This window comes from Streptomyces avicenniae (assembly GCF_000719135.1).
GTDB classification, from domain to species: Bacteria; Actinomycetota; Actinomycetes; order Streptomycetales; family Streptomycetaceae; genus Streptomyces; species Streptomyces avicenniae.
Genome location: NZ_JOEK01000014.1, coordinates 249,269 through 263,317, shown reverse-complemented (window position 1 = coordinate 263,317; position 14,049 = coordinate 249,269). Strand labels below are relative to the sequence as shown.

General features: G+C 75.4%; 13 protein-coding genes. 9 read left to right on the top strand and 4 right to left on the bottom strand.

Going from position 1 to position 14,049, the window contains the following annotated elements; genetic code table 11:
• The first annotated feature begins 61 nt into the window (after window positions 1–61).
• Window positions 62–1,399, top strand: coding sequence for a family 16 glycosylhydrolase (locus IF27_RS24155; RefSeq protein ID WP_052851846.1), 1,338 nt, complete (start codon window positions 62–64; stop codon window positions 1,397–1,399).
• Between the two features lie 102 nt (window positions 1,400–1,501).
• On the opposite strand, the gene IF27_RS24150 is transcribed toward IF27_RS24155, so the two are convergent.
• Window positions 1,502–2,578, bottom strand: coding sequence for a LacI family DNA-binding transcriptional regulator (locus tag IF27_RS24150; protein ID WP_223291192.1), 1,077 nt, complete (start codon window positions 2,576–2,578; stop codon window positions 1,502–1,504).
• 50 nt (window positions 2,579–2,628) lie between these two features.
• Between IF27_RS24150 and IF27_RS24145 the strand changes: the two genes are divergently transcribed.
• The 5 genes from IF27_RS24145 to IF27_RS24125 all read left to right on the top strand — a co-directional run bounded on the left by IF27_RS24145 (window position 2,629) and on the right by IF27_RS24125 (window position 7,075).
• The gene (locus tag IF27_RS24145; RefSeq protein WP_052851845.1) at window positions 2,629–3,849 is read left to right on the top strand and encodes an NAD(P)/FAD-dependent oxidoreductase; all 1,221 of its coding nucleotides are present in this window, start codon (window positions 2,629–2,631) and stop codon (window positions 3,847–3,849) included.
• A 73-nt stretch (window positions 3,850–3,922) separates the two neighbouring features.
• Window positions 3,923–4,288: an Rv2175c family DNA-binding protein gene (locus IF27_RS24140; protein ID WP_052851844.1), complete on the top strand. Its 366-nt coding sequence runs from the start codon at window positions 3,923–3,925 to the stop codon at window positions 4,286–4,288.
• Window positions 4,289–4,415: 127 nt separating this feature from the next.
• Window positions 4,416–5,048, top strand: coding sequence for a thiamine phosphate synthase (gene thiE / locus IF27_RS24135; protein ID WP_052851843.1), 633 nt, complete (start codon window positions 4,416–4,418; stop codon window positions 5,046–5,048).
• Between the two features lie 99 nt (window positions 5,049–5,147).
• On the top strand, window positions 5,148–6,074 hold the full coding sequence (metF, locus tag IF27_RS24130) for a methylenetetrahydrofolate reductase [NAD(P)H] (RefSeq protein WP_052851842.1): 927 nt from the start codon (window positions 5,148–5,150) through the stop codon (window positions 6,072–6,074).
• A gap of 23 nt (window positions 6,075–6,097) precedes the next feature.
• A complete protein-coding gene (locus tag IF27_RS24125; RefSeq protein ID WP_052851841.1) occupies window positions 6,098–7,075 on the top strand; it encodes a hypothetical protein in 978 nt (325 codons plus the stop codon).
• A gap of 39 nt (window positions 7,076–7,114) precedes the next feature.
• Here the strand turns inward: IF27_RS24125 and IF27_RS24120 are convergent, their stop codons facing one another.
• Together IF27_RS24120 and IF27_RS24115 are read right to left on the bottom strand one after the other, a co-directional pair.
• Window positions 7,115–8,569 carry a phytoene desaturase family protein gene (locus IF27_RS24120; RefSeq protein WP_052851840.1) on the bottom strand — a complete coding sequence of 485 codons (1,455 nt, stop codon included), beginning with the start codon at window positions 8,567–8,569 and terminating at the stop codon, window positions 7,115–7,117.
• Between the two features lie 195 nt (window positions 8,570–8,764).
• On the bottom strand, window positions 8,765–9,379 hold the full coding sequence (locus tag IF27_RS24115) for a TetR/AcrR family transcriptional regulator (RefSeq protein WP_052851839.1): 615 nt from the start codon (window positions 9,377–9,379) through the stop codon (window positions 8,765–8,767).
• Window positions 9,380–9,507: 128 nt separating this feature from the next.
• Here IF27_RS24115 and IF27_RS24110 point away from each other — a divergent pair, with 128 nt between their 5' ends.
• The 3 genes from IF27_RS24110 to IF27_RS24100 all read left to right on the top strand — a co-directional run bounded on the left by IF27_RS24110 (window position 9,508) and on the right by IF27_RS24100 (window position 11,529).
• Complete coding sequence (locus tag IF27_RS24110) at window positions 9,508–10,044, top strand: SAV_6107 family HEPN domain-containing protein (protein ID WP_052851838.1); 537 nt, start codon at window positions 9,508–9,510, stop codon at window positions 10,042–10,044.
• 67 nt (window positions 10,045–10,111) lie between these two features.
• Window positions 10,112–10,963 carry a methyltransferase gene (locus tag IF27_RS24105; RefSeq protein ID WP_052851837.1) on the top strand — a complete coding sequence of 284 codons (852 nt, stop codon included), beginning with the start codon at window positions 10,112–10,114 and terminating at the stop codon, window positions 10,961–10,963.
• A 167-nt stretch (window positions 10,964–11,130) separates the two neighbouring features.
• A complete protein-coding gene (locus IF27_RS24100; RefSeq protein WP_052851836.1) occupies window positions 11,131–11,529 on the top strand; it encodes a DUF3040 domain-containing protein in 399 nt (132 codons plus the stop codon).
• 134 nt (window positions 11,530–11,663) lie between these two features.
• Here the strand turns inward: IF27_RS24100 and IF27_RS24095 are convergent, their stop codons facing one another.
• A complete protein-coding gene (locus IF27_RS24095; protein ID WP_110946205.1) occupies window positions 11,664–14,048 on the bottom strand; it encodes a transglutaminase TgpA family protein in 2,385 nt (794 codons plus the stop codon).
• Between the last annotated feature and the right edge of the window lies 1 nt (window position 14,049).

Genomic DNA, 14,049 nt, shown 5'->3' with positions numbered 1-14,049 from the left:
CCCCACAGCCGCCCTACCCCCACCACCCCCACATCCCCCACGGGAAAGGAACAGCACCACCATGCACCTCACCGAGTCGCGCCCCAGACGGCGCAGAGGCCGGGTCACCGGCGCGCTCACGGCCGCCTTCGCGTCGGTCGTCAGCCTCGTCGCCCTCGCAGGGCCCTCCTCGGCAGCCGCCGACGAGGTCCTGCTGTCGTACAACAAGCCGGGACAGGCCTCCACGTCGCAGAGCGACGGGAACTGTTGGGAGTGCACCCCGGCCCGCGCGTTCGACAACGACCCCGCCAGCCGCTGGGCCACCTCGTCCGAGACCGGCTGGGTCGATCCCGGCTGGATCTCCGTGGACCTCGGCGCGACCGCCGAGATCAGCCGCGTCGTCCTCCAGTGGGACCCGGCGAACGCCCGCTCGTACCAGATCCAGGTCTCCGACGACAACGTCAACTGGACCTCGATCTACGAGACCACCACCGGCGCCGGCTTCAAGGAGACGCTGGACGTCAGCGGCACCGGCCGCTACGTGCGCATGTACGGCACGGAGCGCTCGGGCCCCTACGGCTACTCGCTGTGGGAGTTCCAGGTGTGGGGCACCGGCGGCGCGCCGGAGACCCCGCCGCCGTCGCCGCCCGACCCGGCCGACCCGCCGACCCTCGTGTGGAGCGACGAGTTCGAGGGCCCGGCGGGCAGCATCCCCGACCAGACCAAGTGGACCTCCGACCCGGGCAACGGGCGCAACAACGAGCTCCAGATGTACACGGACAACGAGAACACGCTCCTGGACGGCAACGGGAACCTCGTCATCGAGTCCCGCCGCCAGGAGACGCCCGGCTCGTCCTGCCCGGCCGACCCGCTGAGCGGCAGCACCACCTGCCAGTACACCTCGGGCCGGATGAACACCTACGGCAAGTTCGACTTCACCTACGGCCGTGTCGAGGCCCGTATCCAGACCGCCACCACACGCGGCATGTGGCCCGCGTTCTGGATGCTCGGCTCGGACTTCTACAGCGAGGGCCGCCCGTGGCCCTACACCGGTGAGATCGACATCATGGAGCACATAGGCTCCGAGCCCAACACCGTCCACTCCACCCTGCACGCCCCGGCGTACAACGGTGGCGGCGGCTACGGCTCGTCGTTCGAACTGTCCACCCCGGCGGGCGCGGCGTTCCACACCTACGCCGTCGAGTGGGACAGCCAGGGCATGGTCTTCACCGTGGACGACCAGGTGATCCACACCGTGGACCGTGAGGAACTGGAGCGGACGGTCGGCCCCTGGGTCTTCGACCACGACTTCTTCATCATCCTCAACACCGCGGTCGGCGGCGACTGGCCCGGTCCGCCGGACGGCTCCACCGTCTTCCCGCAGCGCATGGTGGTGGACTACGTCCGCGTGTACCAGTGATCCGCCCCGTTCCCGTCCGGCTCGGCTCCCCCTGAGCCGACGGGAACGGTGAACCACCGGCCGACCCCGGCCCGGCGGCGCGTGACCCGGCCCCACGCCGCGTCACGCGCTGCCGCGCACCACCAGGGTCGGCCTGAAGAGGACCGGGGACAACGGGTGTCCGGCCGCCCCGCCGTCCCCGCCCCGCGCGATCTGCCGCAGCAGGAGCCGGGCCATCTCGGCGGCCATCTCCTCCACGGGCTGCCGCACCGTCGTCAGCGGCGGGTCCGACGCCAGCGCCGAACTGCTGTCGTCGAAGCCCACCACCGCGACGTCCTCCGGCACCCGCCTACCCAGCCGGTGCAGCATCGTCACCGCGCCGAGCGCCATCAGGTCGGACGCGACGAACACCCCGTCGAGATCCGGCCGCCGCTCCAGCAGCGCCCTGACGCCCTCGGCGCCGCTCGCCTGCGTGAAGTCCCCCTCCGCCACGGCCACCTCGCGCACCCCGTGCGCGTCCAGCGCCGCGCGGAAACCCGCCAGCCGCTCCTGCGCCACCGGCATGTCCTGCGGCCCCGCGACCGTCCCGAGCCGCCGCCTGCCGATCGCCACCAGCCGGTCGGCCGCCAGCCGCGCCCCGGCCACCTGGTCGGAGTCCACCGAGGTCAGCCCCGCCGCCGTCGGCGCCGGGGGACGCCCGGCCAGCACGGCGGGCAGCGTCGTCCCCGACAGCATCCCCGGCAGCGGGTCGGCCGCGTGCGACGAGATCAGCACGACGCCGTCCACGTGCCCCTGCTGGAGATAGCCGAGCAACTGCGCGCGCGACGGCTCGTCGTCCGTCAGCATCAGCACGACCTGCACGCCGCGCGGGCGCAGCACGTCGAGCAGCCCGCCCGCGACGCGGCCGAAGTAGGGGTCGGTGAAGATCCGCCCGACGAACGGGCCCGACACGTCCCGCTTCTCCTGCTCGGACACGACGAGCGCCACCGAGTCCGTGCGCCGCGTCACCAGCGAACGCGCCGCCCGGTTGGGGACGTACCGCGTCCGCGTGATCGCCTCCTCGACGAGCTTGCGCAGCCGGGGATCGACGGTCGCCTCGCCGTTGATCACCCGCGACACGGTCGCCCGCGACACCCCCGCCTCGCGCGCCACGTGCTCCAGCGTGACGGGCCTGGACTGGGCGCGCTGATCCGTGGTCACACCGCCCTTTATACCCTTGCCGTTGGAACGCCGGTCGCGGCCCTCGTAGGCTGGCGCGCGTGACGAAGCGAACCGCCGTGATCGCCGGCGCGGGACTGGCCGGGGTGCAGACCGCCGTCGAACTGCGCGGACAGGGCTGGGACGGCCGCGTCGTCCTCGTCGGCGCGGAACCCCACGCCCCCTACGACCGCCCGCCGCTGTCCAAGTCCGTCCTCCTCGGCACGGCGGAGGGGTCCACGCTCGACGTGGACCTCGCCGCCCTCGGCGTCGAGACGCACCTCGGCCGCACCGCCACGGGCCTGTCCCCCGACGAGCACCGGCTCGACACCGACGCGGGGACGCTGGAGTACGACGAACTGGTCCTCGCCACCGGTGCCGACGCCGTCACGCTCCCCGGCGCCGCGGGCGTCCCCGGCGTCCACGTGCTGCGCACCCTCGACGACGCCCGCAGGCTGCGGCCCGTGCTGGAGGCCAAGGGCAGCGTCGTCGCGGTCGGCGCGGGCTGGATCGGCGCCGAGGCCGCCACGGCGGCGGCCAGGGCGGGCAGCCCGGTCACCGTCGTCGAGGCGGCCCACCACGTGCTCGCGGGCGCCCTGCCGCCCGAGGTCACCGAGCCCATGCGCGCCTGGTACGCCGAGGCGGGCGTCACGCTCCTCACCGGCCGCGCGGTCACCGGCGTCAGGGACGGCGAGGTGGAGCTGGCGGACGGCACCGTCCTCGGCGCCGACGCCGTGCTCGTCGGCGTCGGCTCACGCCCGGCCACCGGCTGGCTGCGCGGCTCGGGCATCCCGCTCGCCGACGACGGCTCGGTCGCCGCCGACGCCTCGCTGCGCGCCGGTGTGCCCGGCGTCCACGCGGTCGGCGACTGCGCCTCCTTCCCCTCGGCCCGCTACGGGCGGCGCCTGCTCATCCACCACTGGGACAACGCCCTGACCGGCGCCCGCACCGCCGTCGCCGACATCCTCGGCACGGCGCCGGCCGTCCACGACCCGGTGCCGTACTTCTGGTCGGAGCAGTTCGACCGCTACGTGCAGTACGCCGGACGGCACGCCGCGTCCGACACGCCGGTGCGGCGCGGCGACCAGGCGGCGGGCGACCGTGCCTGGTCCGTCCTGTGGCTGCGCCCCGACGGCACGCCGACGGCCGTCCTGGCCGTGGACCGGCCCCGCGACCTCGCCCAGGGCCGCCGCCTGATCACCCGCGGCACCCGCCTGGACCCGGCCCTCGCCGCCGACCCCGGCCGGGCGCTGAACGCCTGCGCCGCGGCGTGACGCGCGGCACCTCCGTCCCCCGCCGGGGGGCTCCCCGCTGACGTCTGTCGGTGGGAGATGGCACGCTGGGGGTGTGACCGAGATTGATGCCAAGACCGATGCTCTCGTCCCCGAGTGGCTCACCCTCCCCGACATCGCCGAACAGCTCGGCGTGGAGGTGACCCGCGTGCGCCAGCTGGTCAAGGAGGGCCAGCTGATCGCCGTGCGCCGGGGCGAGAACCGTGTCCTCCAGGTGCCCGCCACCTTCCTCGACGGCGACCGGATCGCCAGGGGACTGTCCGGCACCCTCACGCTGCTCCGTGACGACGGCTTCTCGGACGAGGAGATGCTGGAGTGGCTGTTCACGCCGGACGACACCCTGCCGGGCACGCCCGCGCAGGCGCTGCGGGAGAACCGCGGGACGGAGGTGAAGCGCCGGGCCCAGGCGCTCGCCGTGTGACCCGCCCGTAGGCGGGGCCCGACACCTGCACCCGCCCGACAACCCGCCCGCCGACGGGGCGGCGACCACCGCCCCGTCGGCGGCTCCCCGACGCCCAGCGCACCCGCACCCCAGAGGGAATCCCCGCATGCTCGCCGACGCCCGGCTCTACCTGTGCACCGACGCCAGAAAGCGGCAGGGCGACCTGCCGGAGTTCCTTGACGCCGTGCTCGGCGGCGGCGTGGACGTCGTGCAGCTGCGCGACAAGGGCATGGAGGCGGCCGAGGAACTGGAGCACCTCGCGGTCCTCGCCGACGCGTGCCGCCGCCACGGGAAGCTGCTCGCGGTCAACGACCGTGCCGACGTCGCGCACGCGGCGGGCGCCGACGTCCTCCACCTCGGCCAGGGCGACCTGCCCGTGCCCGCCGCCCGCGCCCTCCTCGGCGACCGCGTCCTCATAGGCCGCTCCACGCACACCCCCGCCCAGGTGGACGCCGCGCTGGCCGCCCCCGGCACCGACTACTTCTGCGTAGGCCCCTGCTGGCCCACCCCGACGAAGCCCGGCCGCCCCGCCGCCGGGCTGTCCCTCGTCCGCCACGCGGCGTCGCGGGCGCCCGCGCTGCCCTGGTTCGCCATCGGCGGCATCGACGCCGACACCCTGGACGAGGTCCTGGACGCCGGTGCGCGCCGCGTCGTCGTCGTCCGCGCGCTCACCGAGGCCGACGACCCCGGCGCCGCCGCCTCCGACCTGGCCGCACGGCTGCGCGCGCACCCGCTGTGACCCGGTCCGTCCCGGTGTGCGCCACGCCCCCGGCCGTCCCCTGTCCGGTCGCCGGACAGCGGCGGACGCGGCGCGGGCGCCCTGGGTAGCCTGGCAGGCATGGCCCTAGGAATGCCCAGCACGTCCGCGGACCGTGCGAGGACCGTGCGCGACCTGCTCGCCGCGGGGACCCGCTCGTACTCCTTCGAGTTCACCCCGCCGCGTACCGAGCAGGGCGAACGGACGCTCTGGAACGCGATCCGCCGCGTCGAGGCGGTCGCCCCCACGTTCGTCTCCGTGACCTACGGCGCCGGGGGCTCCTCCCGCGAGCGCACGGTCCGCGCCACCGAGCGCATCGCCACCGAGACCACCCTGACGCCGGTCGCCCACCTCACCGCCGTCAACCACTCGATCGGCGAACTGCGCAACATCGTGGGCCAGTACGCGGCGGGCGGCATCCGCAACATGCTGGCGCTGCGCGGCGATCCGCCGGGCGACCCGATGGGGGAGTGGACCGCGCACCCCGAGGGCGTCCGGTACGCGGCCGAACTCGTGCGGCTCATCAAGGAGTCGGGCGACTTCTGCGTGGGCGTCGCCGCCTTCCCCGAGATGCACCCCCGCTCCACGGACTGGGACACGGACGTCCGGCACTTCGTGGACAAGTGCCGCGCGGGCGCCGACTTCGCGCTCACCCAGATGTTCTTCGACCCGGAGGACTACCTCAGACTGCGCGACCGGGTGGCCGCGGCGGGCTGCGCGACCCCGATCATCCCGGAGATCATGCCGATCGCCAACGTGCGGCAGATCGAGCGGTTCAAGCAGCTCAGCAACGCGACGTTCCCCCCTGAGTTGGAAAGACGCATCCTCGCCGTCAAAGACGATCCGTTGGCTGTACGCTCGGTCGGGATCGAATTCGCCACGGAGTTGTGCGCGCGGCTGATGGACGAGGACATCCCAGGACTGCACTTCGTCACGCTCAACACGACGCTCCACTCCACGGCGACGCTGGACGTCTACAAGAACCTCGGGCTGCACCGGCGGACCTGAGGCCCTGCTGAGAAAGGGCGTACATGGGCTGGCCGGTCCTCTACATCGCGTTCGGAGTGGTGGCGCTCTGGCTGCTCGGCGAGGTCCTTCTCCAGTACAAGGCGCGGCTGCGGTGGCGGCTGCTCGCCTTCTGCGGCTTCCTGCTCGTCGTCCTCGGCGGTGTGTTCCGCTCCGTCCCCGTGATCGCCCTGGGCACCATCGCCTTCGCCGTGGGGCAGACGTTCGTCACCCTCTCCTTCCGGCGGGGCTTCTCGACCGGCTGGGCGCTCGGCGGCAGGCCGGGCACCAGCAGGCGGCGGCGCGCCGTGCGTCCCATGGAACCGGTCCCCGACGCGGACGGCGGTGACACGCCCCCGCCGGACGCCACCCCCGTGGACGGCGTCCCGCAGGTGGCGCACGCCTATGCCGACGCGCCGGACGACGGCTACGGCGACGCGGACAGCACCCAGCTCCAGGCCCGTGTCCCCGCCGACGACGAGGAGGGGCACGCCGCCCCCGGCCCGTCGGGCGAGGAGATATACGCGGGCGCCGCCGACACGCCGTACGGCGACCCGTACCTGGGCGGCTACGCCCCCGCCACCCCCGACTACGACGCGCCCAGCACCGTCTACGACGTCCACGACACCGGCGAGAACTACGCCGCGTACCAGGACCCGTACCTCGACCCCGCCACCGCCTACCAGGACCAGTCCGGCGCCCACCAGCAGGCCCCCGACCCCTACGCCGCGCAGTACGGCGGGGACTACGCGGCCCAGGGCGGCTGGACGGAGGACGGTGGGCCGTCCTCGGGGCAGTGGCAGACCGCCGGGCAGTACTACCAGGAGACCCCGCCGGGCGGCGTGTGGGTGCCGCAGCAGCGCGACAGCGCGCAGCAGGGCGCCGACGAGACGGAGTACGGCTACCCGGCCGCGCAGCAGGACGCGTCGTACCCCACGGGGAACGGGTACGACTCCTCGGGGCAGGGCTACTACTACTCGGACAACGACCAGCACCGTTCCTGACCGCAGGGTGCGGCGCTCAGGCGGCGTTCAGGCCGCACCTCACGCCGAGCCCTGCCAGTCCGGGCCCTCCACGATGAGCCCCGCCGCCATCGCGCCGGACATCCCCGCGTGTGCCAGCCCGCCCCCCGGGTGGGCCAGGCCGCCCACCCGGTACGCGCCGGGCAGCCGCCCGGTGTTCGGCGCGGCGAGGAACGCGCCGTCCGCGCCCGCCAGCGCGGGGACGGGGACGAGACCGCCGGGCACGCCGGTGTCCCGCTCGACGTCGGCGGGGGTGTGGGCGTGCTGCCACAGCAGCCGCGCGCGCAGCCCGAGACCTGCCGTGTCGGCGGCGTCGAGGAGCGCCCGCGCGTAGGCGTCGGCCGTCCCCGGCGCCGTCCAGTCCACCCGGCCCGGGCCCGTCCCCTGCAACGGCGCGGGCGCGGAGAGCGTGACCGCCTCGTGCGCGTCGTCCGGCCGTGACGCGGGGTCGTCGGGACGCAGCACGCGTACGGTCGTCGCGCCCAGGGCCGTACGGTCGCCGCCGCCCGTGGGGGCGGTGTGCAGCAGCGTCCGGTGGGGCGTCCCCGGGGGGCGGGCGCCGCGCAGCGCGGCGAAGAGCGTGAACCGGCCCGTGCCCTCCCCGGGGAGCGCGCCGAGGCCCGGGGCGCCCCACACCACCGTGTCGGCCTCCACCACGCCGCCGTCCGCCAGCTCGACGCCGCCCGCCCGTCCGTCCCTGGTCAGGACGCGCGTGGCCGCGACACCGAAGCGGAACTCCACCCGCCGCTCCTCGCAGCGCGCGCGCACCGCGTCGGCCAGCGCCCGCATGCCGCCCGCCGCGTACCACAGGCCGAACGTCTGCTCCAGGTAGGCGAGCACGGCGGCGCTCGCGGGCGCCCGCGCCGGGTCGCAGCCGTACTCCCGCACCGTGCCCGTCAGGACGGCGGCGAGCCGCGGGTCGCGCAGCTCGGCGTCCGCCAGGTCGGCCAGCGTCGCGGAGGCCCTGCGGCGCAGCAGGCCGCGCGGCTTGGCGGGGTACGGGTCCTGGCCGAGGACGGCGGTCGGCTCCCCGGCGATGCGGGGCTCCTCCACGAGCGGGCGGCGCGTCGTCTCCCAGGTGCTCCGCGCGCGGCCGAGGAGGTCGGCCCAGCGTTCGCCCGCCCCCGCGCCGAGCGCGTCGTCCAGCGCCTGCACGGCGCCGCCGCGCGGCGCCGGGAGCCGCGCCACCGTGCCGTCGGCGAACCGGTGCTCGGTCAGCGGGTCGATCCGCGTCAGCGCGACGGACTCGGCCAGCTCCTTCCTCCCGGTCTTCACGAACAGGTCCCGCCAGACGGCGGGCAGGTGCAGGAGTCCAGGACCGGTGTCGAACGCGAATCCGTCGCGCTCCCACCGCCCCACCGCGCCGCCGTGCGTCCTGCCGCGCTCCACCACCGTCACCCGGTGGCCTGCGACGGCCAGCCTGGCGGCGGAGGCCATGGCGCCCATACCTGCGCCGACCACCACGATCCGTGCCATGGCCAGGACATTACCCGTCGCCCCGCGGACTGTTGAGCCCGCCAGGCGCGGGTAGGGAGAGGGGGGCGGCACGGGGGACGGGGAAGCACACGTCCGCAAAGCCGCGCCGCGCGGCCGGGGGAGGCCCGTGGCCGTACCGCCGACACGGGGCGGCGGTACGCGCCGCGGCGCTGCCCGGCCCGCGGGCCCGGCCCGTCAGGCGGGGGCCACGACGAGCCGTCCGCGCAGGGGCGCCGCCAGCGCCTCGTGCACCTCGTCCAGCGAGCGGCCCGGGTGGAACGTCCGCCAGTCCAGCCCGCCCGTCACCACGAGCCCCAGCAGGGAGCCCGCCGTCAGCTCCACGTCCAGCGACTCCCGCAGCTCGCCCGCCTTGACGCCCTCCTGGAGCACGTCCGCCACGACGTCCACCACCTCGCGTCTGGCCGCGGCCAGCGTCGGGTACCACGGCCGGTTCGTCCGCCACAGCTCGGCGACGAGGAGGCGGGTGAAGTCGGTGCGGCCCGCGATCGACGCGAGACCGGCGCGCGCCATGGCGGCCAGCGCGTCCATCGCGCCGCCGCCCCGCGACCTGGCGGCGTCCGCCGCCTCGCGCAGCGCGGCCGTGAGCGGCCCGAGGCCGCTGCGCAGCAGCTGGTCGAACAGCTCGCTCTTCCCGCCGAAGTTGTAGTAGACGGTGCCCTTGGCGACTCCGGCCCGCTCGGCGATCTGCTCCACCGTCGTCGCGGTGAAGCCCTGCTCGGCGATGAGCGCGACCGCCGCGTCGTAGAGCCGCTGCCTGGTGGCCCCGCGCGGGTTGCTGGTGCGTGTCATGGGCCGATTCTCCTCCTCCCCGATCCCCCGTTTGCACCTGCTCAGAGCTTCCTCGGACGGATTGTCAGACCCATAGGTCACCATGTCGGCAGATGGACCGTTGAGTGACGACTGACTGGAGGCTCGTCATGACCGGACTGCCGATCGACGTCCACGCCCTGCCGCGGAAGGCACCCGTGCCCGCCGCGGCACACGACCTGCTCACCCAGGCCGAGCGACGCCTCGACGAGGCGGCCGTCCTGACCGACCCGGGCGAGGCGTACGTCGCCGCCCATCTCGCCGCGCTGCGCGCCGCCGCGGCCCTCATCGCCGTCCGGGGCCGCCCGGGGTCCACCGAGCGCGCCCGCCGCCGCATCCGCAGCGTGTGGGAGGTGCTGCCGGAGATAGCGCCCGAGCTGGCGGAGTGGAGCGTCCTGTTCGCCGGGAGCGCCGACCGCAGGGCCCGCATAGACGCCGGTGTGCGGGGCGTCGCCGGACGCCAGGACGCGGACGAGCTGCGCCGCGCGGCGGGCTTCTTCGTCCGTCTCGTGGACGAGGCGCTCTTCCCCGGCGCGCGGGCGCGCACCGTGCGGCTGCCGCTCGCGCGGGAGGCAGGGGACGGGGGAGATCGGGAGGCCAGGGGTGGGGGAGAAGGGGACGGCGGCGCCCGTCCGGGGGCCCAGTAGGCTGGGGCAGCCCACCGCATGGCGCGGCCGACGCAGCGCCGCGCCGCAAGCCAAGGAGCCGTCCGCAATGCCGCCAGAGCCGCCTGTCCGTGACACCCGGGGGCCGGCGGCGTCCGGCTCCCGCACCGCGCTGCGCACCGACGTGGTCAGGGACGCGCTGCGGCAGGTGCTCGCGGACCTGTCGGAGCGTACCGGCCGCCCGGTGCTCGACGTGCTGGACACCGGTGGCGGCAGCGGCAGTTTCGCCGTTCCGCTGGCCGCACTCGGCCACCGCGTGACGGTCGTCGATCCCAGCCCGGACGCGCTGTTCGCGCTCGGCAGACGGGCCGCGGAGAAGGGCGTCGCCGACCGCGTGCGCGGCGTCCAGGGCGACACCCAGGACCTCCACGACGTCCTGGGCGATGTGACGTTCGACATGGTCCTGTGCCACGGCGTGCTGGAGTACCTGGACGATCCCGCCGCCGGGCTGCGCGCGGTGGCGCGCGCCCTGCGCCCCGACGGCGGCGTCCTCAGCCTCCTCGCGGCCGGTCTCGGCGGCGCCGTCCTCTCCCGCGCGCTGGCGGGCCGGTTCACCGAGGCGCGCCGCGCCCTGGAGGACCCGGCCGGACGCTGGGGCGACGCCGACCCCGTGCCGCACCGCTTCACCCCCGACCGGCTGACCGCCCTCGCGGACGGCGCCGGGCTCGCCGTCCTGGGCACGCAGGGCGTGCGGGTGTTCGCCGATCTCGTGCCCGGCGCCCTGGTGGACACCGGGCCTGACGCGCTGGCGCAGCTCGCGCGCCTGGAGGCCGAGGCGGCGGCGCTCCCCGCGTTCCAGGCGATCGCCGGTCAGCTCCACCTCCTCGCCGTCCGCGGCGGCCCACAAGGAGAACTCAGGGCCCCACTCCTCGTATCATCGAAGACGAGCCACCCGGCATGACCAGGCGACGGCGGGGGAAGGAGATGTCCACCGCCCCGCAGGGTCCGGGAGGCAAGCTGTTGTGGGCGAAACTGGCGTACAGGGGTGGGTTTCACAGGGAGACATCCCTGCCTATCCTTGAAGGGTCGGATCGGGTCGCCACCGCGACCGACGAGTAGGAGGACTCCGTGCCGCTCTCGGACCACGAGCAGCGCATGCTCGAACAGATGGAGCGCGCGCTGTACGCCGAAGATCCCAAATTCGCGACAACGCTTGAGGGCAACGAGCTGCGCACGTTCACCCGCCGGCGCGTCTACCAGGCGATCGCCGGGTTCGTCGTGGGGATCGGCCTCCTCATGGGAGGCATGGTCGCGCAGCAGGTGTGGCTCAGCGTGGTCGGCTTCCTGATCATGCTCGGCTGTGCCGTCGTCGCCGTCACCGGCTGGCGCAGGACGCCCCAGGCCGCCACCGCCTCGCAGGGCGGCGGCGCGGGACGCGGCCAGTCGGCCAGGCAGAAGCAGCGCCGGTCGATGATGAACCGGATCGAGGACCGCTGGCAGCGCCGTCGCGACGAGCGCGAGGGCTGAGTTCCGCCCGCCTGTCCGACCGCAGGGCCGCCCCCGCCCAGGGGCGGCCCTGCGGCGTTCCCCGACGATGCCCGCCGCCCTCTCCCCGCACCGTCCGGCGTGGGGGAGAGGGCGGCGGTACGCGCCCGCGCCGCTCAGGCGCCGTGGCCGCGAGGCCGCCGGGGCAGCAGCCGCCGCAGCGCCGTACGCAGCCGGTGAGCGAGCGCGACACGCCGTGCGGACCACCGGTGAATCACCCGAATGGAGGAATGTGGGGCGAGCGTCGCCCGGAGTCGCCGCCACCGCCCCGCGTCGGCCCGTAGTCCGCGCCGCGCCGTCCGCACGTCCTCCGCGAGCCGCCCCGCCCGCCCACGGTCCGCCGCGGGTGCGTACAGCTCGCGCTCCACGGCGTCGGCCACGCGGTGGACGGCCGCGGCCGGTTCCCCGGTCAGCGACGCCACCCGCACGATCCGCGCCGCCGCCGCCCGCGGCGTCTCCGAGGGCGCGGGCGTGATCCCGAAGTCCCATGCGCTGTCCGTGAGTTCCTGCCAGGCGCCCAGCGGGCCCGCGTCGGGGCCGAGACGCCGCCCGCGCACCCGGCGCCGCCACAGCAGCGGACTCACCAGCGCGGCGGCCAGCAGCAGCCCGCCGCCCGTCCACAGCAGCGGCCAGCCGGAGAAGCCCGCCGCGTCCCGCGCGCTCTCCGGCGTCCTCGGCTGCTCGGTCGGGCAGTCGGGCAGCGACGAGCCCGGCGCGCACCCCTGCGGCACGTCGGCCGAGGCGGACGGCACGGCCTCGGGGCTCTCCCGCTCCTCGGGCTCCCGCTCCTCGCGCCCGGCCGGATCACGCTCCGCCTCGGGACGCGTGTACGCGGGGCTGTTGCCCTGGCCGGGCGTCGGCTCGAAGCGGACCCAGCCGACACCGTCGAAGTACAGCTCGGGCCAGGCGTGCGCGTTGTGCACGCTCACCTCGTACGTGTCGTCGGCCAGCCGCGTGCCCGGCGTGAAGCCCACCGCCACCTGCGCCGGGATGCCGAGGGTGCGCGCCATCGTCGCCATGGTGAAGGCGAAGTGGACGCAGAAGCCCTCCCGCTCGCGCAGGAACGCGACGATCGCCTCCGTGCCGCTGCCCGACGTCACCGAGGTGTCGTACCGGAAGCCGCCGTCCTGCGTGAACCAGTCCTGGAGGGCGACGGCGCGCTCCAGGTCGTCGCCCGCACCCGCGGTCACCTCGGCGGCCTGCGCCGCGACCTCCTCCGGCAGACCGTCCGGCAGGCGCGTGTAGTACTCGCGCAGGTCCTCGGGCGCGGGCGGGGCCTGCGCCAGCTGCGCCGCGGTCGGCTCCACCAGCAGGTGCTCCACCGAGTACCCGAGCCCCCGCGTGGACAGGTCGGCGCCGCCCGCCGTGAGCGTCTGCGACCCCCGGTCGAAGCTCCAGTCGCCCTCCGCCTCGATCGACTGCGCCGGATACGGGACGGGCAGCGACGTCTGGAAGTACGACTCGGCCGCCTGTATCTCGGTGGCCACCCGGGTCACCGGGACCTCGGGCCCGAGCCCGGGCACGTCCCACGGCGGGTCGGGCGCGGACGGCTCCGTCCACTCGGACGACGTCCACCGCTCCCCGTCGAACTCGTCCAGCGCCACCATCCGCAGGTACATCTCGGACGCCTCGGGGCTCGTCGTCCGGTAGTACAGCACCGGGCTGTCCTGCGGCTGGTTCAGCTGCTGCTCCAGGGCCACCACCGGGTCGAGCGAGGTGGACGCCCGGTTCCCGCTCCGCTCCGAGCCCCGGCCCGACTCACCCGTCAGGTCCAGCAGCCCCGAGCCGAGCGACGGCAGCAGCGCGGGCACCGCGACCGCCACCCCCAGCGTCAGCACGCCGATCCGCCGCCCGGCCCGCAGTCGCGGCGCCCGGCCGGGCCGCGCCGCGGACGGGTCCTGCCCCGGGGCGCCGAAGACCCGCCCCCACCGCTCCGCGCGGTCCCTGCCGTCCGCCAGCAGCAGCACGAGGTAACCCGCCGCCGCCGCGAGGAAGTAAGGCCAGCCCGCGTCGTCGCCGCCCACCCCGGCCGCCACCGAGTACAGCGCGAGCAGCGGCAGTCCCGCCGCCGCCGCGCCGCGCACGGTCACCGCGAGAACGTCCACCATCAGCCCGATGAGCAGGACGCCCGCGAAGACCATCAGCCTGATGCCGTCGGTCTCGGGCGCCGGGGCCGTGTAGCGCCCGATGTCCTCGGCCCCCGCCGTCAGCAGACGCCCCAGCTCGCCGAGCGCCCCCGGGCTCGGCACGAAGCCGCCCGGCGCGAAGTCGGGCGCCGACACCAGGGTGAGCACGATCAGGGAGACGGCCAGCTGCGCCGCGAACGTCACCGGCCCCGGCGCGCCCACGGCGCGGCTGATCATCCCGGTGGCCGTCTGCGCCGCCAGCAGCAGCGCCGCCTGCGCGAACCAGTCCGAGCCGTCGATCAGCGGCAGCAGCGCGACAGCCGCCGCCATCGTCGCCACCCAGGCGGCGCACGCCGTCCGCACCCTGCTGTCCATC

Bases quoted from the DNA above. Each gene is read 5' to 3' on its own strand.
- IF27_RS24155 (WP_052851846.1), top strand. From the start codon at position 62: ATGCACCTCACCGAGTCGCGCCCCAGACGGCGCAGAGGCCGGGTCACC.
- thiE (WP_052851843.1), top strand. From the start codon at position 4,416: ATGCTCGCCGACGCCCGGCTCTACCTGTGCACCGACGCCAGAAAGCGG.
- metF (WP_052851842.1), top strand. From the start codon at position 5,148: ATGGCCCTAGGAATGCCCAGCACGTCCGCGGACCGTGCGAGGACCGTG.
- IF27_RS24125 (WP_052851841.1), top strand. From the start codon at position 6,098: ATGGGCTGGCCGGTCCTCTACATCGCGTTCGGAGTGGTGGCGCTCTGG.
- IF27_RS24120 (WP_052851840.1), bottom strand. From the start codon at position 8,569: ATGGCACGGATCGTGGTGGTCGGCGCAGGTATGGGCGCCATGGCCTCC.
- IF27_RS24115 (WP_052851839.1), bottom strand. From the start codon at position 9,379: ATGACACGCACCAGCAACCCGCGCGGGGCCACCAGGCAGCGGCTCTAC.
- IF27_RS24110 (WP_052851838.1), top strand. From the start codon at position 9,508: ATGACCGGACTGCCGATCGACGTCCACGCCCTGCCGCGGAAGGCACCC.
- IF27_RS24105 (WP_052851837.1), top strand. From the start codon at position 10,112: ATGCCGCCAGAGCCGCCTGTCCGTGACACCCGGGGGCCGGCGGCGTCC.
- IF27_RS24095 (WP_110946205.1), bottom strand. From the start codon at position 14,048: ATGGACAGCAGGGTGCGGACGGCGTGCGCCGCCTGGGTGGCGACGATG.